Origin of the sequence: Xylanimonas protaetiae, assembly GCF_004135385.1 — a bacterium.
GTDB classification, from domain to species: Bacteria; Actinomycetota; Actinomycetes; order Actinomycetales; family Cellulomonadaceae; genus Xylanimonas; species Xylanimonas protaetiae.
In genome coordinates this window covers 3709652-3731894 of sequence record NZ_CP035493.1, presented here as the reverse complement: position 1 = coordinate 3731894, position 22243 = coordinate 3709652, and the positions used below count along the sequence as shown (strand labels likewise).

Sequence of the window (22243 nt, the reverse complement as noted above, 5' to 3'; positions counted from 1 at the left end):
CCCTCAGCGTCCCGGGGCCCGGACCGCCCGGAACGCCGCCGCCTTGAGGAGCCGGTTGCGGACCGCGCGGTAGAGGCCCGCGTCGTCGGCCGGGCAGCGCGCGAAGACGCGCGTGACCTCGGGCCGGTCGACGGTCCGCAGGGCGTCGAAGAGGCCGCGCGCGAGGCTGGCCGGGTCGGTCGCGGAGCCGTAGGTCACCACGTCGAGCCCGGCGAACGCGTCGGCCTCCTCGTCGAAGCACAGCACGGCGGGGTGCCGCTCGGGCTGCGCGCGCACCCAGGCGGCGGCGTCGGCGACGTCGCCCTCGACGACGAGGACCGGGGCCGCCGGGGCGTAGTGCCGGTACTTCATGCCGGGCGACCCCGGCGTCTGGTCGGGCGCCAGCTCGCCCGCGACGGCGGGGTCGACGTCCACCTCCCCGAGCACGGCCCGCAGCTGCTCCAGCGAGACGCCGCCGGGCCGCAGCAGGCGCGGCGGCGTCGACGTCAGGTCGACGACCGTCGACTCGACGCCCACCGTGCACGGGCCGCCGTCGAGCACCGCGGGGATGCGGCCGTCGAGGTCGTGCAGCACGTGCTGGGCCGTGGTGGGACTGGGGGAGCCGGCCCGGTTGGCCGACGGCGCGGCCAGCGGGACGCCGGCGGCGCGCAGCACCGCGCGGAACGCCTCGTGGTCGGGCACCCGCACGGCCACGGTGTCGAGGCCCGCGGTCACGCGGTCGGGCACGACGTCGCGGCGCGGGAGCACCATCGTCAGCGGCCCGGGCCAGAAGGCGTCGGCGAGCGCGCGCGCCGTGGCGGGGACCTCGCGCACCACGCGGGGAAGGTCGTCCACCGAGGCGACGTGCACGATGAGCGGGTTGTCCGACGGGCGGCCCTTGGCCGCGTAGATCGCGCCGACGACGCCGGCGTCCAGGGCGTTGCCGGCGAGCCCGTAGACGGTCTCGGTGGGCAGGGCGGCGATGCCGCCGTCGCGCAGGATCGCCGCGGCCGCCGCGACGTCCTCGGGGCGCGACGCGTGGAGCAGGGCGGTCACTCGAGCGGCCCCAGCAGCGACTGCGCGACGGTGGCGTGCGCGGACTCGTCGTCGGACGGGTGGAAGATGCCGGCGAGCACGTCGCGGTAGAGACGACCGAGCTCGGACCGGTTGAAGTACGTGGACCCGCCCGAGGAGCGGATCGCCTCGTCGACGACGTAGCGGGCCGTCTCGGTGGCGCGCACCTTGATGCCGGCGGTCTGCCGGAACCAGGCGGCGCCCAGGTCCGCGCCCGCGTCGATCGCGCCCGCGGCCTGGTCGAACTGCGGCCAGATGCCGTCCTGGGCCAGGGCCGCCGAGGCGATGCGCCAGCGGATGTCCGGGTCCTGCGCGTACGCCTTGCCGGTCTTCATCGAGGTGCGCTTGGTCACCGTCTCGACGGCGAGCTCGAGCGCCCGGTCCGCGATGCCCGCGTAGACGCTCGCGGTGAGCAGCTCGAAGCTCGTGAAGATGCCGAGCACGTACGGGTCCAGGGACGGCCCGGGCGCGACCTTGCGCATCACCCGGTCCGCCGGGGCGTGGGCGCCGTCCAGCACCGTGGTGCGCGACTGCGAGGCGCGCATGCCGATGGTGTCCCAGTCGTCGAGGATCTCGAAGCCGCCGCCGTCGCGCGTGACGAACGCGTGCACGACGACGGGGTGGTCCGGGTCGGTGTCGTCCAGCCCCATGGTGCCCAGGCGCGTCCAGCCGGGGGAGTTGGACGTGAAGATCTTGCGACCGTGGAACGTGTAGCCGCCCGCGCCGTCGGGCTTCGCCTGCGTGCGCGAGCCCAGCAGCACCAGGTCGTTGCCCGCCTCGGAGTACCCGAACGCGAACACCTCGCCGTCGCGGGCCTCCTCGAGCAGCCAGTCCATCGACGCGTCGCCGCGGTCGTGCAGGAACCGGGCGACGCCCGTCCACACGTGGTGCATGTTGACGGCGAGCGCGGTCGCGGGCGCGGCACCCGCCAGGCGCGCCTGCTCGTGGACGAGGTCCCGCAGGCCCAGGCCGGGACCGCCGAGGTCCGTCGGCACGAGGGCCGCGAGGTAGCCCGCCGCCTTGAGGTCGGCGAGGTCGTCGTCGAAGTAGTCGTTGGCCTGGTCGTGGCCGGCGGCCCGCCCGCGGATGGTCAGCAGCAGGTCCTCGTCCAGGAGTCGCTTCGGCATGAGCCTTTCCTATCACCGCCGCCGCGGGCCGGAGGGGAACGCCGCCGACTCCGGTAGGGTCGGGGCCGATGTCCGAGCAGCCCGCACCCCGCCGTGTCCGCGTCGCCCTCCTCTTCGGAGGCCGTTCCGGGGAGCACGCCATCTCCGCCGCCACGGCCGCCGGGGTGCTGCGCGCCATCGACCGCACCAGGTACGACGTCGTCCCCGTGGGCATCACCAAGGACGGCCGCTGGGTGGTCGCCGCGGACGAGCCCGACCGCTGGGAGATCACCGGCGGCACGCTGCCCGAGGTGACGGCCGACGACGGCGCCGAGGTGATCCTCTCGCTGACCGCCGGGGAGCGCACGCTGCGCGTCCTCGAGCCCGGCGAGGTGCCCGCGGTGCTGGGCGAGGTCGACGTCGTCTTCCCCCTGCTGCACGGGCCGTTCGGCGAGGACGGCACGCTCCAGGGCCTGCTCGAGCTCGCGGACGTGCACTACGTCGGCGCGGGCGTGCTGGCCAGCGCCGTCGGCATGGACAAGCACTTCATGAAGCTCGTGCTCGAGGGGCAGGGCCTGCCCGTCGGCCCGTACACGGTGATCCTTCCTCGCGACTGGGAGACTCGCCGCGAGGAGGCCGTCGCGGCCGTCGAGCGGCTCGGGCTGCCCGTGTTCGTCAAGCCGGCCCGCGCGGGGTCGTCGCTCGGCATCACGCGCGTCGACGACCTCGCCGACCTGCCCGCGGCCGTCGCCGAGGCGCAGCGGCACGACCCCAAGGTGGTCGTCGAGCAGGGCATCGAGGGCCGCGAGATCGAGTGCGCCGTGCTCGGCGGGCGCGACGGCGGCCCCGCCCGGGCGTCGCTGCCGGGCGAGATCGTGGTGAACCACGACGCGCACGCCTTCTACGACTTCGAGGCCAAGTACCTCGACGAGGCCGCCGTACAGCTCACGTGCCCGGCCGACCTGCCCGACAAGGTGGTCGCCCAGGTGCGGTCCATCGCCGTGCGCACGTTCGACGCCGTCGGCGCCGAGGGCCTCTCGCGCGTCGACGTGTTCGTCACGCCCGACGAGCGCGTCATCGTCAACGAGATCAACACCATGCCCGGGTTCACGCCGTTCTCGATGTACCCGCGCATGTGGGCCGCGACGGGCATCGCCTACCCGGACCTGGTCGACGAGCTCATCCAGCTCGCCCTGGAGCGCCCGACGGGCCTGCGCTGAGCGGATCGGGCCTGCGCTGAGCGCGTCGGGTCGGCGGTTCCGCTCCAGGTCGGCGGGCGCATCCGCCGACCCGGAACGCAACCGCCGACCCGGTCCGCCCCAGGCTCGCCACGTGCCGGGCCCGCTACGTGCAGGTCTTGGTCGCCTCGACGAGGCCGACCGCCTGCGCGAGGTCCGCGACGAAGGACGACGAGTGCGTCTCGCGGACCGTCCCCGGGATCGTCACCTCGACCGCGGGGTCGCGGCCGTAGGTGGTGAACCGCCACGTGCCGTCGTCGCCCGCCTGCACGATCCAGTCGACCGTGCCCTTCGCCGACTCCACCTGCTGGCAATCTGCCGAAGGCCCCGGCAGCTCGACGCCGCAGCGCAGCGTCACCGCGGCGCCGCCCGTGCCCCACGCGGCGGTCGCCTGCGACGTCGTCCGCGCCTTCTCCAGGTCGCCGGCCAACGTGGGCGGCAGCGCGAGCATCACGGGCGCGCACGCAGGGTTCGCGGCGTCGGGGGCCGCGTCGACGGCGATGGTGGGCGTGCACGCCCCGGCCAGCGCGACCAGGACGAGCGCGGGGATGCCCGCCAGGAGCGCGGGCAGAGGACGACGAGGCACGCGCTCACGGTACCCGCGCCCACGACCCCGTTAGGGTCGTCGCGTGACACTGCGCGTACGTGACCTCGACGAGTCCGGGCTGCTGGCCCGGTTCGTCCCGCTGCTGCCCACGGGCGCCGCCACCCTGGTGGGCCCGGGCGACGACGCCGCCGTCGTCGCCGCGCCGGACGGGCGCTACGTCGTGTCCACGGACGTGCTGGTCCAGGACTTCCACTTCCGCCGCCACTGGTCCACCGGCTACGACGTCGGCGTGCGCGCCGCCGCGCAGAACCTCGCCGACGTCGCCGCGATGGGCGGCCGCCCGACGGCGCTCGTCGTGGGACTGGCCATGCCCGCCGACCTGGAGGTGACGTGGGTGGAGGAGTTCGCCCGCGGGCTCGCCGACGCCTGCGAGACGACCGGGGCGGCCGTCGTCGGCGGCGACCTGTCCGGCGGGTCCGTGCTCATGGTGTCCGTCGCCGTGCACGGCGACCTGGGCGGGCGCCCGCCCGTGCTGCGGTCGGGGGCGCGGCCCGGCGACGTCGTCGCGCACGCGGGCGTGCGCGGCTTCTCCGCGGCGGGCTTCGCGCTGCTCGACGCGGGCGTCGCCGAGCCCTCCGCCGGCGCGCCCGGCGCCGAGGGGGCGCTCGCCCCGTACGTCGCCGGGTTCCTGCGCCCGGCGCCGCCGCTCGACGCCGGCCCCGCGGCGGGCGCCGGGGGCGCGACGGCCATGCTCGACGTCTCCGACGGCCTGCTGCGCGACGCCGGGCGCGTCGCGACGGCGAGCGGCGTCGACATCGACCTCGACGCCGAGGCGCTGGAGCCGTACGCGGCCGCGCTGGCTACCGCGGCCGACGCGCTGGCCCCCGTCGCCGACGCGCCCGGGCGCGGGGCGGGCCGGGCGCTGGAGTGGGTGCTGTCGGGCGGCGAGGACCACGGCCTGCTGGCCACGTTCCCGCCGGGTGCGGCGCTGCCGGACGGGTTCCGCCGCATCGGGACGGTCCGCGCCCCGGCGGGCGCACCGCGCGTCACGCTCGACGGCGCCGAGCCGGCGGTCGGCCCGGGCTGGGACCACTTCCGCGCCTGACGCGCTGGGCTCCGGTGCCGGGCACCGGAGCCCCGCGACGCTCAGGACGGCCAGACGTACGCGGGCCGCAGCTCCACCGTGTCGCCCGGGCCGGCGAACCGTGCCGCGACCTCCCGCGCCCGCTCGGGCGTCGCGACGTCGACCAGGAAGAACCCGGCCAGGTGCTCGCCCGCCTCGGCGTACGGGCCCTCCGTGGCGACCGCGCCGCCGTCGGACCAGCGCAGCAGCGTCGCGGACGACGGGGCGGCGAGCGCCTCGGCGGCGACGAGCTCGCCGCGCGCCGACAGGTCGGCGAGGAACGCGTCGAACGCTGCGCCGTCGGCGGCCCGCCGCTCGGAGGGCACGGCGCGGCCCTCGGCGGTGAAGTCGACGGTGGGGTGACCCCACGGCTCGGGGTCGGAGTGGATCAGGACGACGTAGCGCACGGTGTCTCCTCAGGTCGTGGTCGGTGCTGACACTTCCGTGACGGACGGGCGCCCGCCAGCTCGACACGACCTCGCGTGCCATCGTGGGGGCATGTCGGGTGAGGGGCGTCCGCAGGAGGCACTGCGCTCGGCCCTGCGCGACCACTGGGGCCGCCTCCTGGCCCTGCTGGCGGCGCAGTACCGCCGCCTGGACCTGGCCGAGGAGGGCCTGGCCGACGCCTTCGAGGCGGCGGCCCGCACGTGGCCCGAGGCGGGCGTCCCCGACAACCCGCCCGCCTGGCTGCTCACCGCGGCCCGTCGTCGCGTGCTCGACGTCCTGCGCCGGGAGGCCACGCTCGCGCGCCGCATGCCGCTGCTGGAGGTCGACGCCGGCCTCGCGGCGGACGCGCAGCGCGTCATGGCCGACGCCGGCGAGGACGTCACCGACGAGCTCCTGCGGCTCGTGCTGCTGTGCGCCCACCCGGCCCTGTCCCGCGAGGCCGCGGCCGCGCTCACGCTGCGGCTCGTGCTCGGCGTCAGCACGCAGGACGTCGCCCGGCTGTTCCTCCAGCAGACGCCGACGATGGCGGCGCGCCTGACGCGGGCCAGGCAGCGGGTGGCGGGGGAGCGGTTCGCGGTGCCGCCCGCCCGCGACCTGGCCGGGCGCGTGCAGAGGGTGGCCGACGTCGCGTACCTCGCGTTCACGGCCGGGTACGCGCCCGGCTCGGGCTCCGACGTCGTCCGGGCCGACCTGGCGGCCGAGGCGGTCCGGCTGGTCCGCGTGGTGCGGGCGCTCGTCGCCGACCCCGAGCTGGACGCGCTGCTCGCCCTGATGCTGCTCCAGCACTCGCGCCGCGACGCGCGCGTGCGCGACGGCGAGCTCGTGCTGCTGCCCGACCAGGACCGCACGCTCTGGCACGCCGCGGAGATCGCGGAGGCCGTCGACCTGCTGTCGCCGCTGGTGGGCGCGCCGCCCGCGCCGTACCTGCTCCAGGCGCTCGTCGCCGCGGAGCACGTCGTGGCGCCGTCGTCGGCGGGCACGGCCTGGGACCGCGTCGTGGCGCGCTACGACGAGCTGCTCGCGCTCGGGGAGTCGCCCGTGGTCCGGCTGCACCGGGCCGTCGCCGTCGCGGAGCGCGACGGCGCGGAGGCCGGGCTCGCGGCGCTCGCGGGCATCACGCTGCGCGGTCACCGGCTGCCCGCGGTCCGCGCGGAACTGCTCGCCCGGGCGGGGCGGCGCGACGACGCCCTGGCGGCCTACGACGCCGCGATCGCGCTGTGCGGGAACGACGCCGAGCGCGCCGGCCTCACGAGGCGGCGCGCCGGAACCGCAGCTCGGTGAGCGGGACGCCGCCGATCTCGTCGATGCGCTCGACGCCGTCGACGTGGAACCCGTGCCGCCGGTAGAAGTGCTGGGCGCGCTCGTTGCCCTCGAGCACCCACAGCGTCATGGGGGTGCCCGCGGGGATCGCGCCGAGCACGGTGCGCATGAGCTCGCGCGCGACGCCGCGGCCCCACGCGGCCGGCTCGAGGTACATCGCGTAGAGCTCGTGCGTGCCCGGTTCGGCGTCCTCGTCGGAGGACGGGCCGAAGCTCGCGAAGCCGAGCGTGCGGCCCTCCTGCTCGGCCAGGAGCACCCGGGCGGCGTCCCCGGCGGCGGCCAGCACCGACTCCCAGCGGCGCGCGCGCTCCGTCGGGTCGAGGCCGGCCAGGTACTCGGCCGGGAGCAGGTCCGCGTACGCGGACTGCCACGAGGTCACGTGCACCTGGGCGATGCGCGAGGCATCGGCCGGGCCCGCGGTCCGGATGGTCACGCCGTCGAGATCCACCGTCATGCCGTCAAGGGTGCCACCGGGCGGCGTCTCGACCAAGACCGGTTGGTGAACTCTTCACGACTTCTTGGCAATCGGAAGCCGCCACGGGATGCGAAAGAGCCCGCCGGGTCAGGGACCCGACGGGCTCGATCAGCGAGTCGCTCAGACGGCGCGCGTGACCTTGCCGGCCTTGAGGCACGAGGTGCACACGTTCACGCGCTTCGGCGTGCCCGCGACCACGGCGCGGACGCGCTGGATGTTCGGGTTCCAGCGGCGCTTGGTGCGGATGTGGGAGTGCGAGATCGAGTGCCCGAAGCCCGGGCCCTTGCCGCAGACGTCGCAGTTGGCAGCCACGGATGTCTCCTGAGTGTCGATCACGACGGGCTGAAGGCAGCACCGACGTGGTGGTGGAAAAGGTCTTGGGGGCCTCGCTGGCGCAAGGCAACCACGACAGGATACCCGACGGCGTCGCGTGCCTCCAACGTGGGGTCGATCACCTGTGGACGCCCGGACGCCTGCGGGGACCTGTCGGCGGACAAGGCTACCGTGGAGCCGAGCCCTCACCCACCCCGCCCCCACCCGCGAGGAGCAGACAGTGCCGGACGCCGACGCGCGCGTGACCGACGCGCTCGACGCCCCCGTCGTCCGCGCCTGGGCCCGGCTGGCCGCCGGCGCCCTGGGCCGCGAGCGCGACGCCATCGACGACGTCAACGTGTTCCCCGTCGCGGACGGGGACACCGGGACGAACATGCACCAGACCGTGCGCGAGGGCGCCCGCGCCGTCGCCGCCGCGCCCGGCGACGCCGGGGCGGCCGCGCTGCTGCGGCGGCTCGCGCGCGGGGCGCTGCTCGGTGCGCGCGGCAACTCCGGGGTGATCCTGTCCGAGTGGCTGCGCGGCGTCGCCGTCGCCGCCACGCGCGGCGATGCTTTTGCCCGCGCCCTCGACGTCGCGGCCGGGACCGCCCGCGCGGCCGTCGCGCACCCCGAGCCGGGCACCATCCTCACGGCGGCCGACGTCGCCGCGGCCGCCGCCCGCGACGTCGCCGCGAGGCCCGGGGCGAGCGCCGACGACGTGCTCGAGGCCGCCGTGCGCGGGGCGCGCGAGGCCGCGTCGTCGTCCGTGGCGACGCTCGCCCCGCTGGCCCGCGCGGGCGTGCTCGACGCCGGGGCGTGCGGCCTGGTGCTCGTGCTCGACGCGCTGCGTGTGGCCCGCCGGTTCGCGGGCGCCGACGCGGGCAGCCCGGCGCCCGCGCCGGGCGGCGACGGGGCGGGAGGCGGCGGGGCGGGGACGACCGCCCGGAGCGCCGTGCCGGTGGCGACCACGACGATGCTCGCCGTGCTGCCCGTGACCCTCGGCCTGGAGATGACCGGCCACGACACCGTGCACGCCGACGCCGCCGAGCCGCACGTCGACGGGCACCACGGCGGGCACACCGACGCCGACGAGCTCGAGGTGATGTTCGTGCTGCGCCGGCCCGCCGGGGCGCTCGAGTTCCCCGACGGCGGCGTGGCCGAGGTCCTGCGCTCCGACCTGGCGGCCGTGGGCGGCTCGGTCGTCGTCGTGGGCGGGGCGGACCTCGGGTCCGACGAGGACTCCGCCTGGCAGGCGCACGTGCACACGCCCGACCTGCCCGCCGCGCTGGCCGTGGCCCGGCGGTGGGCCGGGCGCGGGCGCGTCGAGCCCGTCCACGTGCGCCACCTCGCGGTGCCCGACGGCACGCTCGCCGTCGTCGCGAGCACGGACGCGCCGGCGCTCGCCGCCGAGCTGGCCCGGGCCGGGGCCGTGGTGCTCGTGCCCGTCCCGCCCGTCGGCGTCTTCCCGCGCGACCTCGCGCTCGCCGCGCTGTCCGCCGGGCCGCGCACGGTGCTCGTGCTCAGCGGCGCGGCCGGCGCGGCCCGCGCGGCCGTCGGACGGCTCGCGGCCGAGCACGGGGACGACAGGCCTGACGCGACCGGGAGCGAGGGAGCCCGGGACCAGGAGCGTTGTCGCGAGGACGCCGACCAGGACGGGTCGCCGCCCGACGTCGTCGCGCTCGACACCCCGACCGACGTCCACGCGGCCGTCGTCGTCGCGGCGCTGGCCGCGGCCGCGGACGACCCGCAGGCCGACGTCGTCGACGCCGTGCGCGGCGCGCTGGGCGGCCTGCGGGCCGCCGTGACCGACGCCGACGACGCCGAGGAGGCGCTGCGGGTCCTGCTCGGCGAGGGTGGCGAGGTGGTCACGGTGCTGGCCGACGACGGCGTGCGGGCCGAGGTGGTCGCCGAGCTGGAGGACCTGGCCGAGGAGCGCGGCGCCGAGTGCGTGCCGCTGCGCACGGGCCGGCCCGGCACGGGCGTGGCGATCGGCGTGGAGCCGTGAGCGTCGGGCGCCTGCACGAGCCGCTGACGAGGCTGCTCGGCACGCGCACGGGGAACGCGCTGGCCAAGATGGGGCTCGTCACGGTGGACGCCCTGCTGCGGCACTACCCGCGCCGGTACGCCGAGCCGGGCCAGCTCACCGACGTCGGGGCGCTCGCGGTCGGCGAGCACGTCTCGGTGCTCGCACGGGTCGCGCGCACGACGATGCGCAACTTCGCGTCCCGCACGGGGGCGCGGCTGGAGACGGTCGTCTCGGACGGCCGCCACGAGCTGACCCTGACCTTCTTCGCCAAGAGCGCGGGCGCGCTGCGCTACCACGAGCAGCGGCTCACGCCCGGGTCGTCGGGCGTGTTCAGCGGCGTCGTGGGCGACTACCGCGGCACCCGGCAGCTCACCCACCCCGACTACCTCATGGTCGGCGAGGGCGGCGACGTCGCCGACGACGAGTCGGCCCTGTACCTGGCGAGCCTGCCCATCCCGATGTACCCCGCGACGGCGGCGATGCCGACGTGGAAGCTGCAGCGCTGCGTGCGCACCGTGCTCGACACCCTCACCGAGGACGACGTGCCCGACCCCGTGCCGGACGAGGTGCGCGCCCGCGCCGGCATGCCGTCGCGGTTCGAGGCGCTGCGGCTCGTGCACACGCCGCAGCACACGCAGGAGGCGTACCGGGGCCGGCACCGGCTGCGGTTCGAGGAGGCGTTCGTGCTCCAGGCGGCGATCGCGCAGCGGCGGGCCCGCACGGCCGCCGAGGACGCGACCGCCCGCCCCGGGCGCCCGGGCGGGCTGCTCGCCGCGTTCGACGCCGCGCTGCCCTTCACGCTGACGTCCGGGCAGGTGTCCGTGGGCGAGGACCTCGCGCACGACCTCGCCCAGCCGCGGCCCATGCAGCGGCTCCTCCAGGGCGAGGTCGGCTCGGGCAAGACCGTCGTCGCGCTGCGGGCCATGCTCCAGGTGATCGACGCCGGCGGGCAGGCCGCGCTGCTCGCGCCCACCGAGGTGCTCGCCGCGCAGCACGCCCGGACGCTGCGCGCGCTGTTGGGCCCGCTGGCCGAGGGCGGGCTGCTCGGCGGGGCGGAGGACGGCACGCGCGTCGCGCTGCTCACCGGCTCGCTGCCCGCCACGGCCCGCAAGACGGCGCTGCTCCAGGCCGCGTCCGGGGAGGCCGGCATCGTCGTCGGCACGCACGCGCTGCTCAGCGAGAACGTGCAGTTCGCCGACCTCGGCCTCGTCGTCGTCGACGAGCAGCACCGGTTCGGCGTCGAGCAGCGCGACGCGCTGCGCGCCAAGGGCCGCGTGGCCCCGCACCTGCTGGTCATGACGGCGACGCCGATCCCGCGCACGGTCGCCATGACGGTCTTCGGCGACCTCGAGGTGTCCTCGCTGACGCAGGTCCCGGCCGGACGGTCCGGGATCACCACGGTCGTGGTGCCCGCCGCCAACGCCCGCTGGATGGAGCGCACGTGGCAGCGCGTGCGCGAGGAGGTCGACGCGGGACACCGCGCCTACGTCGTGTGCCCGCGCATCCACCCTGACTCCCCGGGGTCCCCGGGGTCCTCGGAGGTCCCCGCAGCGGAGCGAGGAGACCTCTGGGGTGGGGGCGACGAGGTGTCGGGCAAGGCCAAGGCCGCCGCCGACGACTTCGACGAGCTGCCCGACTTCCTCGCCCTCGCCTCCGCGGACGCCCCCGAGCGCACCCCGCTGCGGGCCGTGCTGGAGGTGGCCGAGCAGCTCCGGGAGACGCCCGCGCTCGCGGGGCTCGCCGTGGACGTGCTGCACGGCCAGCTGCCGCCCGCCGAGAAGGACGCGGCCATGGCCCGCTTCGCCGCCGGGACCTCGCAGGTGCTCGTCTCGACCACGGTCGTCGAGGTGGGCGTTGACGTGCCCGAGGCCACCGTCATGGTGGTGTTCGACGCCGACCGGTTCGGGCTCTCGCAGCTGCACCAGCTGCGCGGGCGCGTCGGGCGCGGGTCGGCACCGGGCCTGTGCCTGCTGGTCTCGACGGCGGAGCCCGGCACCCCCGCCGCCGCGCGCGTCGAGGCGCTGGCCGAGACCACCGACGGCTTCCGCCTCGCCCAGCTCGACCTCGAGCTGCGCTCCGAGGGCGACGTGCTCGGCGCCGCCCAGTCCGGCCGCACGTCCGGGCTGCGGCTGCTGCGCGTCGTCAAGGACGCCGACCTCATCGAGGAGGCCCGCCGCGAGTCGGCCGCCGTCGTCGCGGCCGACCCGGACCTGGCGGACCACCCGGCGCTCGCGGCGGCCATCGCCGACCAGCTCGACGCCGAGCAGGAGGAGTTCCTGGAGCGCGCGTGAGCGCCCGTCTCGGGCGCCCCGGCGACCGAGGCTCCGGTCCGCCGTGGCGCCGGTCCGGCGCCCGGAGCCTCAGGCGAGCTCGCGCGGGTAGACGACGACGTCGACGAGCGCCCCGTTGCGCCACACCGTCACCTCGGCCCGGCGCCCGATGGCGTCCTGGACCATGGCCCGCTGGAGCGCCGTGACCGACGCGACGCGGCGCCCGTCGAGCTCGACGACGACGTCGCCGCGGCGCAGCCCCGCCTCCGCGGCGGGGCTGCCGGTGGTGACGTCGGCGACCTGGAGGCCCGTGGGCGCGCCCACCTTCGCGGCGACCGGCGGCGGCAGCGGCACCTGTGCGCCGACGATGCCGAGGAACGCCCGGCGCACCCGCCCGGTGGTCATGAGCTGCGTGACGATGCCCCGCGTCGTCGCGTTGACCGGCACAGCGAGGCCCACGCCGATGCCCGCGACCGCGGTGTTGACGCCGACCATGCGCCCGGCGCTGTCCGCGAGCACCCCGCCGGAGTTGCCGGGGTTGAGCGCCGCGTCGGTCTGGATGACCTCGTCGACCACCCGGCCGTTGCCCGTGGGCAGCGAGCGGCCGAGCGCCGAGACGATCCCGGCCGTGACGCTCCCGGCGAGCCCGAGCGGGTTGCCGAGCGCGACGACGAGCTGCCCGACGCGCAGCCGGGCGGCGTCGCCGAGCTCGACGGGCCGCGGGACGTCGCCGCGTGCGTGCAGCACGGCGAGGTCGGAGAGCGGGTCGCGCCCGACGACGTCGGCGCGCATGCGCGTCCCGTCGCTGAAGGTCGCCTCGGCGACGTCGGCGCCCGCGACCACGTGCGCGGAGGTGAGCAGGAACCCGTCGGCCGTGACGACGCTCGCGGAGCCGGCGCCCGCACCGCGGGGGAGCGTCACGGCCAGGCTCGCGACGCTCGGCAGCACGGCGTCGGCCACGGCGACGACGGCGCGCGAGTACGCGTCGAGCGCCTCGGCGTCGCCGGGGCCGTCGCGAGGCGTGTCGCCGGTGGTGTCGTCAGGGACGTCGTCCGGTCCCACGGCCATGTCAGGGGAGGCCATGTCAGGAGAGCGTCCGGGGCGGTCCGCTTGTGCCCGTGTTCGCCGACGGCGCACGCCCGCTCGTTAGGCTCGCCCGCATGACCAGGATCGTGGCGGGCACCGTCGGCGGCCGCACCCTGCAGGTGCCGTCCAAGGGCACGCGCCCCACCAGCGAGCGCACCCGGGAGGCGATCTTCAGCCGCCTCGCGCACTACGAGGTGCTCGACGGCGCCCGCGTGCTCGACCTGTACGCGGGGTCGGGCGCGCTGGGCCTCGAGGCGGCGTCGCGCGGGGCGGTCGCGGTGACGCTCGTGGACTCGGCGCGCGGCGCCGTCGACGTCGCGCGGCGGAACGTCGCCTCGCTGGGCCTGGGCGCGACCGTCCGCGTGGTGGGCGACGACGCCGCGCGCTTCGCGGCCGGCCTCGCGGCGGCGCCGGGGGAGCCGCTCGACCTCGTGTTCCTCGACCCGCCCTACGACCTGTCCGAGGCGTCCCTGGCGGGCGTCCTCGCCGCGCTCGCGGCGCCGGGCGTGCTGTCCCCGGACGCGGTCGTCGTCGTCGAGCGCTCGACGCGCAGCGCCGAACCGGCCTGGCCGGCAGGCCTGGCCCTCCTGGCCCGCAAGGACTACGGAGAGACCGCCGTCTACTACGCCGACCCATCCTGACGGCGACCCGTCCTGACCGACGCGCGACCCTGGACGTCCGCGCCGGGACGCCCGGAGGCGGACGTTCAGGGACGCGCGTCGAGGTTGGGCGGCGCTGCTTCCGGGGTGGCGGGCGTACGCGTGGGTAGCGTGGGCGCGTGACCATCGCCGTCTGCCCAGGGTCGTTCGACCCCTTTACGCTCGGCCACCTCGACGTCGTGCGCCGCGCCCGGACGCTCTTCGACGGTGTCGTCGTCGGCGTCGCGAAGAACGCCGGGAAGACGGGGCTGCTCACGCTCGACGAGCGCGTCGAGATCGTGCGTGCGGCCCTCGCCGCCGACCCCGCGACCGCCGACGTGCGCGCCGAGGTGGTGCCCGGGCTGGTCGTCGACTTCTGCCGCGAGGTGGGCGCGACCGCCATGGTCAAGGGGCTGCGCGGCGGCGGGGACCTGGACGCGGAGCTGCCCATGGCGCTCGCGAACCGGCACCTGACCGGCGTCGAGACGGTGTACCTGCCCGCCGACCCGGCGTATGCGCACGTCGCGTCGTCGCTGGTCAAGGACATCGCGCGGCACGGCGGGGCGATCGAGGACATGGTGCCCGACGGCGTCGCCGCGGTGGTGCGCGCGGCGCTGGCGGCCCAGCAGCGGTAACAGGGGAGAGCAGGGAGGAAACATGGTTCAGGAGATCGGGACGCTGTCCCCGTCGGCGCTGCTGGAGGTGCTCGACGAGCTCGCGGCGCTCGTGGACAACGCCAAGCCGGTGTTCATGTCGCAGGACGTGCGCGTGGACAAGCAGGCCCTCGTCGGGCTGGTCGACGAGCTGCGGCACGGGCTGCCCACCGCCGTCGAGCGGTCCGACGAGCTGCTGCGGCAGGCGCAGGACGAGCTCGAGAGCGCCCGCCGGTCGGGCGAGGAGACCCTCGCCGTGGCCCGGCAGCGGGCCCTGGAGCTCGTGGAGCAGGAGCAGGTGGTGGCCCAGGCCAAGGCGCGCGCGGCCGACATCGTCGCGGCCGCCGAGCAGCAGGCCGCGACCCTGCGCACGAACGCCGACGAGTACTGCGACGGGCGGCTCGCGTCGTTCGCGGAGGACCTCGACGCGCTGACGGCGCAGGTCCAGGCGGGTCGCGCGAAGCTCGCCGAGCGCCTCGGCCCCGACGCCGGCCGCCCGCGCTGGGACCACGTGCGCGACCCCGAGTGGCCCACCGCCCCGGAGGACTGACCGGCGCGGTGGGTGTCCTGCGTCACCCGGGCCCGCGTTGGCCGGGCCTGCCGCATGGCATAGACTCGTGCGCTGGCCCTCGATGGGCCGACACCTCTTCCCTGCACCTTCCTGACCGGAGCCTGCCATCAGCACCGACCACCGTTCGCCCCTCGTGCTCGACACGCACGAGCTCTCGCGGCGTCCCGGCACCATGCGCGAGTTCGCTCGCGTCGTGCCCGCGCCCGCGGACCTGGGCACGGCGGTCATCGGCATCCCCGAGGGGGCCGACCTCACCGTGGGTCTGCGCCTCGAGGCCGTCATGGAGGGCGTCCTGGTCTCCGGCGTCGTGCGCGGCACGGCTCTCGGGGAGTGCGTGCGGTGCCTTGACCCGGTGACCCAGGAGGTCACCGTGCGGGTCACGGAGCTGTTCGGCTACCCCGAGCGCATCCACGCGGCACAGGACGCCGGCGACGACGAGCTGGCCGACGAGGAGTCGGTGCTGGACGGGGACCTGGCGGACATCGAACCCGCGGTTCGTGATTCCGTCATTACTGCACTACCATTTCAGCCGCTGTGCCGTCCGGACTGCCCCGGCCTGTGCTCCGAGTGCGGAGCACGCCTTGCGGACGACCCGGGCCACACCCATGACGTCGTCGACCCTCGCTGGTCGGCGTTGCAAGCCATGCTCGAGCAGACGAGCGTGACCGACGAGACGAAAGAGAGCTAGCCGTGGCTGTTCCGAAGCGCAAGATGTCGCGCAGCAACACCCGTGCGCGTCGCTCGCAGTGGAAGACCACCGCGACCGCCCTCACGACGTGCCCGAACTGCAAGGGGCAGAAGCTGTCCCACACCGCGTGCCCCACGTGCGGTGTCTACAAGGGCCGCCAGTACGCCGAGGCGCTGCGCACCGAGCACGCGGGCTGATCCCGCCCGTGACCGGCACGGCAGCCATGCGGCCGGCGCCGACCGCTCTTCTCGAGAAGCTCGGGGTCCACCTGGACCCCGAGCTTCTCGTGCTTGCCCTCACGCACCGCTCGTTCGCCCACGAGGCCGGCGGCATCCCGCACAACGAGCGGCTCGAGTTCCTGGGCGACTCCGTGCTGGGCGTCGTCGTCACCGAGGCGCTGTACCGCCGCCACCCCGACGTGAGCGAGGGCGAGCTGGCGAAGATGCGCGCGGCCACGGTGTCCCAGCGGGCGCTCGCCGCGGTGGCGCGTGAGCTCGACCTCGGCGCGTACGTGCTGCTCGGCAAGGGCGAGCGGCGCACGCGCGGCTTCGACAAGGACTCGATCCTCTCCGACACCGTCGAGGCGATCATCGGCGCGACGTACATCTCGCACGGCCTGGAGACGGCGCGCGCGCTGGTCCACCGCCTGGTCGACGACACGCTCGACGCCGCCGCCGGCCTGGGCGCCGGGCTCGACTGGAAGACGTCCCTCCAGGAGGCCTGCGCCGAGCGCGGGTTCGCCGCACCGGCCTACCAGGTCGACGCCGAGGGCCCCGAGCACGCGCGGACCTTCCACGCGCAGGTCGTGGCCGGCCCGGTCATGGGCCTGGGCCACGGCTCCGCCAAGAAGCACGCCGAGCAGGAGGCCGCCGAGGAGGCGTACCGCGCCCTCGTCGCGCTGCCCGTGGACGCCGCCCCGGCCGAGCCGGGTGCCTGAGCTCCCCGAGGTCGAGACCGTCCGTGACGGCCTCGCCCGCCACGTCGTGGGCGCCCGCGTGCGCGAGGTCGAGGTGCTGCGCGACTACTCCGTGCGCCGGCACGACGGCGGCCCGGAGGCCTTCGCGTCCGCGATGGAGGGGGCGACGCTGGCCGCGTCGGCCCGCCGCGGCAAGTACCTCTGGCTGCCGCTGACCCCGCCGTCCCCGGTGGCCGCGCCCGTCGAGACCACCCGGCAGCGTGCGGCCGGGGCGGCCGCGACGCGCCCGACCGCCGGAACGGCGCTCCTCGCGCACCTCGGCATGTCCGGCCAGCTCCTCGTCCGCGACGGGCGCGACCCGTGGGTGCACCCGCACCTGCGCGTGCGGCTGCACCTCGAGGACGCGCCCACCGGGGCCACGGCCCTCGACTTCGTCGACCAGCGCACGTTCGGGCACCTCTCGGTCGCGGACCTCGTGCCTACGCCCGACGGCGCCCCGGGCGGCCTCGGCACCGACGAGCCCGCGGTGCCCGGCCCGGTCGCGCACATCGCCCGCGACCTGCTCGACCCGGTCGTCGCCCCCGGCACGCCCGGCCGCGCGGCCCTCGTCGCCGCGATCAGGCGCCGCCGCACGGTCGTCAAGCGCGCGCTGCTCGACCAGACGCTCGTCAGCGGCGTCGGGAACATCTACGCCGACGAGGCCCTGTGGCGCGCCCGCCTGCACTACGCGCGCGCCACCGACGCGCTGCGGCCCACCGACGTCGCCCGCGTGCTCGACGCCGCCGAGGAGGTCATGCGCGAGGCCCTCGCCGTCGGCGGCACGAGCTTCGACGCCCTCTACGTCAACGTCAACGGCGAGTCGGGCTACTTCGCGCGCGGCCTGGCGGCGTACGGCCGCGAGGGCGAGCCGTGCCCGCGCTGCGGCACGCCGATCCGCCGCGAGGCCTTCATGAACCGCTCCTCGCACTTCTGCCCGAGGTGCCAGCGCCGTCGCTGAGGGCCCCGCCGTCGTTCCGGGCCCGGGCTGCCGGGCAGGGTTGCCCGGGCAGCCGTCGTCCTGCGCGACGTCGCAGGACACGGCAGCCCGGGCCGAACCCCGGGGCCTCGCGCAGGACGACGAGGCCTCAGCGCCCGACGACGTTGCGGATCGCCCCCGCGCCGCCCCGCTTCCACGCGCGGACCTGCTCGGTGAGGAACGCCGCCGCCTGCTGCGGCCGCCCGCCCGCGACGTGCGGGGTGAGGATCAGGTTCGGCGCGTCCCACAGCGGGGAGCCGGCGGGCAGCGGCTCCGTCTCGGTGACGTCGAGCGCGGCGCCCGCGAGCGCCCCCGACGCGAGCGCCGCGACCAGGGCCGCCTCGTCGACGGTGGCCCCGCGGCCCACGTTGACGAAGCGCGCGTGCGGGGGCAGCAGGGCGAGCAGGTCGGCGTCGAGGGCGTGGCGGGTCTCGGGCGTCGCGGGCAGGAGGGAGACGAGCACGTCGGTGCGCGGCAGCAGGTCGCGCAGGCTCGCCTCGGCGACGACGGGGAAGCCGCCGCGCGTGCCGGCCGAGCCCGCGACGCCCGTGACCTGCGCACCCAGCGCGGCGAGCAGCGGGGCCGTCCGCAGTGCGATGGACCCGAAGCCCCAGAGGGTCACGCGGGCGCCGTCGAGCGTGAAGGTGGCACCGTCCGCCGCGGACGCCTGCTCCTTGCCGAGCCCGCGGTCCCACGTGTGCGCGTGCTGCGCGGCGAGCGACCGGTCGATGCGCCGCACGGACGCGAGCACGAGGGCGAGCGTGTGCTCGGCGACCGTCCCGTCGTGCAGCCCGCGCCCGGACGAGACGACGACGTCGGGGGCGAACCCCGCGGCGAGCACGGCGTCGGGCCCGGCGTTGAGGGTCTGGACCCAGCGCAGGCGGGTGAGGCGCCGGGCGGCGTCCTCGAGGACGCGCGCAGGGGAGGCCCACGCGACGAGCACCTCGGCGTCGAGGTGCTCGTCCGGGATCGGGTCGCGCATGACGTAGGGCACGACGACGTCGTCGGTGTCGTCGAGCTGCGGGACGGAGTCGAACGGAACGTTGCCCGGGACGAGGATCTTCACGGACGGGACGCTACCCGGCCGGTGCGGGCTAGGGCGGGGGGCACGGGCTCGTGGACCGGTATCGGCGGCCGAGCGGCAGGACGCGGCCCGCGCGACCGTCGCTGAGCGGTCTACCGCTCCGTGGTCTCCCTCGGGTGGTCTACCGCGGGACGGCCGACCGCTCGGCGGACTCCTGCTCGACCGCCCAGGCGTAGTCCGGCGCGTCGCGCAGCAGGGCGGCGTGCGTCCCGCGCGCCCCGACGACGGCCGGCCCCGTGTCGTCGCGTGTCAGCAGCAGCACCTCGTCCGCCTGCGCGGCCGCCGCGAGCCGGTGCGTGGCGACGACGACGGCGCGGCCCGTCGCCCGGGCGTGCGCAGCCAGGGCAGCCACGACGGCGTCCGCCGCGGCCGCGTCGAGGTGCTCGGCCGGCTCGTCCACCAGCAGCACGCGCGCCGGGGCCAGCAGCCCGCGCGCGACGAGCAGGCGCCGCCGCTCGCCGCCCGAGACCGTCGTCGCCCCGCCGCCGAGCACCGTGTCGAGCCCGTCGGGCAGCGCGTCGAGCCAGGCCGTGAGCCCGACGGCGTCGAGCGCCGCACGGGCGTCGGCGGGCGTGACGTCGCCGCGCGCCACGCGGAGGTTCTCCAGCACGGTCGTGTCGAACACGTGCCCGTCCTCCGCGAGGAACAGGGTGCTCGCGTCGCCGCGCACGGCGCCCCCGCGCGGAGGGAGCAGCCCGGCGGCCGTCATGAGCAGCGTCGTCTTGCCGACGCCGGACGGACCGGCGAGAGCGAGCACGGACCCGGGCCGGACCGCGAGGTCGACCCCGACGACGGCGGGCGCCGGGGCGGTGGGCCACCCGACCGAGACCCCGTCGAGCACGAGCAGCGGGTCGCCGCCGGGAGCGGGACGAGCCGCACCGCCGCGCGGGCCGGCCGCGTCGACACCGGCGTCCTGGTCGTCCTGGTCTGCGGCACCCCGGCCCTCCGTCGCTCCGACGCGCCCGGTTCCGCACGTCGTCGTCGTCGCCGCCGTCGTCACCGCCGCCTGCGGCTCCGCCTCCGGCAGCAGCGCGGCCAGCCGTGCCGCCGCCTCGCGCGACCTCCGCAGCTGCACCGCCGCGGCGGGCAGCACCGACGTCACCTCGAACACCGCGAGCGGCGTGAGCACGACGACGGCGAGCTCGACCTCGGCGAGCGTCCCCGCCTGGAGCGCCCCGATGCCGAGCCACAACGAGGCGATGACGGCGAGCACCTGCGCGGCAGCGCCGATCGCGGCCGACACGCCCGCCGTGCGCGCGCCCTCGGTCCCCGCGGCGGTCAGCCGCGCGTCGGCGTCCGCGAGCGCGGCGAGCTCGTCGCCGAGCCGTCCGGCGACCCGCAGCTGCTGTCCCTCCTCGAGGATCCCGAGCGTCCGCGCGGTCACCTCCGCGCGCGCCTGGGCCCCGCGCGCCTCCGTCGCCGCCGCGGCGCGCGACGCGAGCCACGGCGCGAGCACCCCGGTGAACAGCAGGCACCCGAGCAGGGCGAGGGCGGCCGCGGGCAGGAACGCCGCGACGAGCGCCACCGACCCGAGCCCCACGACGAGCGCCACGCCCGCGGGCACGAGCGACCGCACGACGACGTCGCCGACGTCGTCGACGTCCGCCCCGACGCGCGCGAGCAGGTCGCCGCGCCGCAGCCCGACGACGCCGGTCACGGGCCCGCGCGCGAGCGCGTCGTAGAGGTTGGCGCGCAGCGCGGCCATGCTGCCGAGCGCGACGTCGTGCGAGGCGAGCCGCTCCAGGTACCGGAACAGCCCGCGCCCGACACCGCACGCCCGCACCGTCACCACCGCGATCGACAGCGTCATCACGGGCGGCATCTGCGAGGCGCGCGCGATGAGCCACGCGGACACCGCCGCGAGCCCCACGGAGCACCCGAGCGCGAGCGCCCCGAGCAGCACGGCGCGCACCACGTGCCGCCGCCGCACCTCGAGCAGCGGCAGCACGGCCCGCAACGGGTCCCGGGTCACGGTCCCACCGCCTCGAGCGCCCGCGCCGCGACGTCGACGACCTGGTCGGCCAGCCCCACGAGCGACTCCCGGTGCGCGACGACGATCACGGTCCGCCCGGCGTCGCGCCACGCCCGCACGGTGTCGAGCACGACGCGCTCGCCGGCGGCGTCGAGGTGCGCGGTCGGCTCGTCGAGCACGACGACCGACCGGCCCGCGCCGGCGAGCAGCGCGGCGGTCAGCGCGACGCGCTGCCGCTGCCCGACGGACAGCCCGACCCCGCCGAGCCCGACCTGCGTGCCCCACCCGTCGGGCCGCCCGTCGACGACGACGTCGAGCCCGGTGGTCCGCGCGGCCGCGGCGAGCGCCGCGTCGTCGTCCCGCGCCGCCCCGCCGACGACGTCGCGCAGCGCCCCCGGCGCGATCGCGGGCCGTTGCGGCACCCACAGCACCTGCGCCCACCAGGACGCCGGCGACACGTCGAGCGGGACGATGGTCCCGTCGGCCAGCTCCAGCCGCGCGGTGCCACGATCCGGCCGCAGAAGCCCCAGCAGCACGTCCACGGTCGTCGACTTCCCGGCCCCGGAAGGCCCGCGGAGCACGACGACCCGCCCGCCCCGGGCCTGCCCGCTCCCCAGAGCGATGCGAGCGGTCAGCCCTGAGGGAGCCTCGACGGCCCGGTCCCCAGCGCGCACCGACACGCCGTCCAGCAGCAAGGCCCGCACGGGACCGGCGAGGGAGGCCTCGCGCTCCGGGGCCACGGCGCTGCCGGCCTCCAGCAGGGAGAAGGCGGACCCGGCCGCCGCCAGCCCGTCGGTCGACGCGTGGAACTGCGCCCCCACGGCCCGCAGCGGCAGGTACACCTCGGGCGCCAGCATGATCACCGCGAGCCCCGCCGTCAGCGTCATCGACCCGTCGACGAGCCGCAGCCCCACCCCGACGGCCACGACGGCCACGGAGAGCGTCGTCAGCAGCTCCAGCACCATGCCCGACAGGAACGCGACCCGCAGCGTGCCGAGCGTCGCCTTCTTCGAGGCCTCCCCGAGGGAGCGCACGCGCGCCCCGGGCCCGACCTCGCGCCCGAAGGCGCGCAGCGTGGGCAGTCCCGCGAGCAGGTCGAGCACCTGCGACCCGAGCCGCTGCACGACGACGAGCCGCCGCTCCGAGGTGCCCTGCGTCATCATCCCGACGAGCCACATGAACAGCGGCACGAGCGGCAGGGTGCCGAGGCACACGAGCAGCGACACCCAGTCGAGCACGCCCAGCACCACGAGCACCGTGGGCGTCACGAGGGCGGTGAGCAGCAGCGACGGCAGGTAGCGGACCAGGTACGGCTCGAGGGCGTCGAGCCCGCGCGTGGCGAGCGTCGCGACCTCGGCCCGCCGCGCGCCCGAGGCCCACCGCGGCCCGAGGGCGACGGCGTGCGCCACCACCTGGGAGCGCAGCTCGGCCACGGTCTGCGCGGCGGCCTTCTGCGCGTACCGCTCCTGCGCCCACGCCACCACCGCGCGTCCGGCGGCCACGGCACCGAGCAGCCCCAGCGTGCGCGCCGCCGTCGACCCCGCCACCGAGCCGTGCGTGACGAGCGCCCCGAGGAGGGACGCCACGAGCAGCGCCTGCGCGACGATCAGGAGCGCCGAGGCGAGCCCCAGGCCGGCCGTGAGCACCACGTACCGGCGGGCGGCACGCGCCCGCCGCAGCAGGCGGGGGTCGAGCGGCTTCAC

22 protein-coding genes are annotated in these 22243 nt (G+C 76.8%); 12 read left to right on the top strand and 10 right to left on the bottom strand.

Features of this window, described 5'->3' with window-relative positions:
* Window positions 1-3: 3 nt before the first annotated feature.
* Entirely contained in the window at window positions 4-1035 is a 1032-nt protein-coding gene (locus ET471_RS17320; protein ID WP_129190389.1) for an L-threonylcarbamoyladenylate synthase, read from the bottom strand.
* Window positions 1032-2180, bottom strand: coding sequence for an acyl-CoA dehydrogenase family protein (locus ET471_RS17315; protein WP_129190387.1), 1149 nt, complete (start codon window positions 2178-2180; stop codon window positions 1032-1034). Before ET471_RS17315 ends, ET471_RS17320 begins: the two co-directional genes overlap by 4 nt.
* A 68-nt stretch (window positions 2181-2248) precedes the next feature.
* On the opposite strand from ET471_RS17315, the gene ET471_RS17310 reads away from it, so the two are divergent.
* Entirely contained in the window at window positions 2249-3379 is a 1131-nt protein-coding gene (locus tag ET471_RS17310) for a D-alanine--D-alanine ligase family protein (RefSeq protein WP_129190385.1), read from the top strand.
* Between the two features lie 124 nt (window positions 3380-3503).
* Here the strand turns inward: ET471_RS17310 and ET471_RS17305 are convergent, their stop codons facing one another.
* The gene (locus ET471_RS17305) at window positions 3504-3983 is read right to left on the bottom strand and encodes a DUF3515 family protein (RefSeq protein ID WP_242496346.1); all 480 of its coding nucleotides are present in this window, start codon (window positions 3981-3983) and stop codon (window positions 3504-3506) included.
* Between the two features lie 43 nt (window positions 3984-4026).
* Between ET471_RS17305 and ET471_RS17300 the strand changes: the two genes are divergently transcribed.
* Complete coding sequence (locus ET471_RS17300) at window positions 4027-5049, top strand: thiamine-phosphate kinase (protein WP_129190383.1); 1023 nt, start codon at window positions 4027-4029, stop codon at window positions 5047-5049.
* A 41-nt stretch (window positions 5050-5090) separates the two neighbouring features.
* On the opposite strand, the gene ET471_RS17295 is transcribed toward ET471_RS17300, so the two are convergent.
* Window positions 5091-5474 (bottom strand): YciI family protein, encoded by a 384-nt coding sequence (locus ET471_RS17295; protein ID WP_129190381.1) that lies wholly within the window; start codon window positions 5472-5474, stop codon window positions 5091-5093.
* Window positions 5475-5565: 91 nt separating this feature from the next.
* Here ET471_RS17295 and ET471_RS17290 point away from each other — a divergent pair, with 91 nt between their 5' ends.
* The gene (locus tag ET471_RS17290; RefSeq protein WP_129190379.1) at window positions 5566-6795 is read left to right on the top strand and encodes an RNA polymerase sigma factor; all 1230 of its coding nucleotides are present in this window, start codon (window positions 5566-5568) and stop codon (window positions 6793-6795) included.
* Here ET471_RS17290 and ET471_RS17285 read toward each other — a convergent pair.
* Both ET471_RS17285 and rpmB read right to left on the bottom strand, forming a co-directional pair.
* On the bottom strand, window positions 6761-7288 hold the full coding sequence (locus ET471_RS17285) for a GNAT family N-acetyltransferase (protein ID WP_129190377.1): 528 nt from the start codon (window positions 7286-7288) through the stop codon (window positions 6761-6763). The genes ET471_RS17290 and ET471_RS17285 overlap by 35 nt on opposite strands.
* A gap of 141 nt (window positions 7289-7429) precedes the next feature.
* Window positions 7430-7621, bottom strand: a complete 192-nt coding sequence (gene rpmB, locus ET471_RS17280; protein WP_012879041.1) for a 50S ribosomal protein L28 — start codon at window positions 7619-7621, stop codon at window positions 7430-7432.
* A 241-nt stretch (window positions 7622-7862) separates the two neighbouring features.
* Here rpmB and ET471_RS17275 point away from each other — a divergent pair, with 241 nt between their 5' ends.
* Together ET471_RS17275 and ET471_RS17270 are read left to right on the top strand one after the other, a co-directional pair.
* The gene (locus ET471_RS17275) at window positions 7863-9626 is read left to right on the top strand and encodes a DAK2 domain-containing protein (RefSeq protein ID WP_129190375.1); all 1764 of its coding nucleotides are present in this window, start codon (window positions 7863-7865) and stop codon (window positions 9624-9626) included.
* Window positions 9623-11938 (top strand): ATP-dependent DNA helicase RecG, encoded by a 2316-nt coding sequence (locus ET471_RS17270; protein ID WP_129190373.1) that lies wholly within the window; start codon window positions 9623-9625, stop codon window positions 11936-11938. Before ET471_RS17275 ends, ET471_RS17270 begins: the two co-directional genes overlap by 4 nt.
* 69 nt (window positions 11939-12007) lie before the next feature.
* On the opposite strand, the gene ET471_RS17265 is transcribed toward ET471_RS17270, so the two are convergent.
* A complete protein-coding gene (locus tag ET471_RS17265) occupies window positions 12008-13000 on the bottom strand; it encodes a S1C family serine protease (RefSeq protein ID WP_129190371.1) in 993 nt (330 codons plus the stop codon).
* Window positions 13001-13035: 35 nt separating this feature from the next.
* Here ET471_RS17265 and rsmD point away from each other — a divergent pair, with 35 nt between their 5' ends.
* From rsmD to mutM, 7 genes are all read left to right on the top strand, one after another.
* Window positions 13036-13644: a 16S rRNA (guanine(966)-N(2))-methyltransferase RsmD gene (gene rsmD / locus ET471_RS17260; RefSeq protein WP_280949892.1), complete on the top strand. Its 609-nt coding sequence runs from the start codon at window positions 13036-13038 to the stop codon at window positions 13642-13644.
* 137 nt (window positions 13645-13781) lie between these two features.
* A complete protein-coding gene (coaD, locus tag ET471_RS17255) occupies window positions 13782-14276 on the top strand; it encodes a pantetheine-phosphate adenylyltransferase (RefSeq protein WP_129190367.1) in 495 nt (164 codons plus the stop codon).
* Between the two features lie 22 nt (window positions 14277-14298).
* Window positions 14299-14844 carry a hypothetical protein gene (locus tag ET471_RS17250; RefSeq protein WP_129190365.1) on the top strand — a complete coding sequence of 182 codons (546 nt, stop codon included), beginning with the start codon at window positions 14299-14301 and terminating at the stop codon, window positions 14842-14844.
* Between the two features lie 154 nt (window positions 14845-14998).
* On the top strand, window positions 14999-15553 hold the full coding sequence (locus ET471_RS17245; protein ID WP_207207297.1) for a YceD family protein: 555 nt from the start codon (window positions 14999-15001) through the stop codon (window positions 15551-15553).
* Between the two features lie 2 nt (window positions 15554-15555).
* A complete protein-coding gene (gene rpmF / locus ET471_RS17240; protein WP_129190361.1) occupies window positions 15556-15750 on the top strand; it encodes a 50S ribosomal protein L32 in 195 nt (64 codons plus the stop codon).
* A 26-nt stretch (window positions 15751-15776) separates the two neighbouring features.
* Window positions 15777-16490: a ribonuclease III gene (gene rnc, locus ET471_RS17235; RefSeq protein WP_129191118.1), complete on the top strand. Its 714-nt coding sequence runs from the start codon at window positions 15777-15779 to the stop codon at window positions 16488-16490.
* Window positions 16483-17466: a bifunctional DNA-formamidopyrimidine glycosylase/DNA-(apurinic or apyrimidinic site) lyase gene (mutM, locus tag ET471_RS17230; RefSeq protein ID WP_129190359.1), complete on the top strand. Its 984-nt coding sequence runs from the start codon at window positions 16483-16485 to the stop codon at window positions 17464-17466. The genes rnc and mutM overlap by 8 nt, the downstream gene beginning before the upstream one ends.
* Window positions 17467-17593: 127 nt before the next feature.
* On the opposite strand, the gene ET471_RS17225 is transcribed toward mutM, so the two are convergent.
* The 3 genes from ET471_RS17225 to cydD all read right to left on the bottom strand — a co-directional run bounded on the left by ET471_RS17225 (window position 17594) and on the right by cydD (window position 22243).
* Window positions 17594-18550: an NAD(P)-dependent oxidoreductase gene (locus ET471_RS17225; protein WP_207207296.1), complete on the bottom strand. Its 957-nt coding sequence runs from the start codon at window positions 18548-18550 to the stop codon at window positions 17594-17596.
* Window positions 18551-18689: 139 nt separating this feature from the next.
* Entirely contained in the window at window positions 18690-20540 is a 1851-nt protein-coding gene (cydC, locus tag ET471_RS17220; RefSeq protein ID WP_129190357.1) for a thiol reductant ABC exporter subunit CydC, read from the bottom strand.
* A complete protein-coding gene (gene cydD, locus ET471_RS17215; RefSeq protein WP_129190355.1) occupies window positions 20537-22243 on the bottom strand; it encodes a thiol reductant ABC exporter subunit CydD in 1707 nt (568 codons plus the stop codon). Before cydD ends, cydC begins: the two co-directional genes overlap by 4 nt.

What these genes read in the sequence shown, in the direction of transcription:
- ET471_RS17265 (WP_129190371.1), bottom strand. Translation starts at nt 13,000, where the DNA reads ATGGCCTCCCCTGACATGGCCGTGGGACCGGACGACGTCCCTGACGAC.
- ET471_RS17250 (WP_129190365.1), top strand. Translation starts at nt 14,299, where the DNA reads ATGGTTCAGGAGATCGGGACGCTGTCCCCGTCGGCGCTGCTGGAGGTG.
- ET471_RS17285 (WP_129190377.1), bottom strand. Translation starts at nt 7,288, where the DNA reads ATGACGGTGGATCTCGACGGCGTGACCATCCGGACCGCGGGCCCGGCC.
- ET471_RS17290 (WP_129190379.1), top strand. Translation starts at nt 5,566, where the DNA reads ATGTCGGGTGAGGGGCGTCCGCAGGAGGCACTGCGCTCGGCCCTGCGC.
- ET471_RS17315 (WP_129190387.1), bottom strand. Translation starts at nt 2,180, where the DNA reads ATGCCGAAGCGACTCCTGGACGAGGACCTGCTGCTGACCATCCGCGGG.
- ET471_RS17310 (WP_129190385.1), top strand. Translation starts at nt 2,249, where the DNA reads ATGTCCGAGCAGCCCGCACCCCGCCGTGTCCGCGTCGCCCTCCTCTTC.
- rnc (WP_129191118.1), top strand. Translation starts at nt 15,777, where the DNA reads ATGCGGCCGGCGCCGACCGCTCTTCTCGAGAAGCTCGGGGTCCACCTG.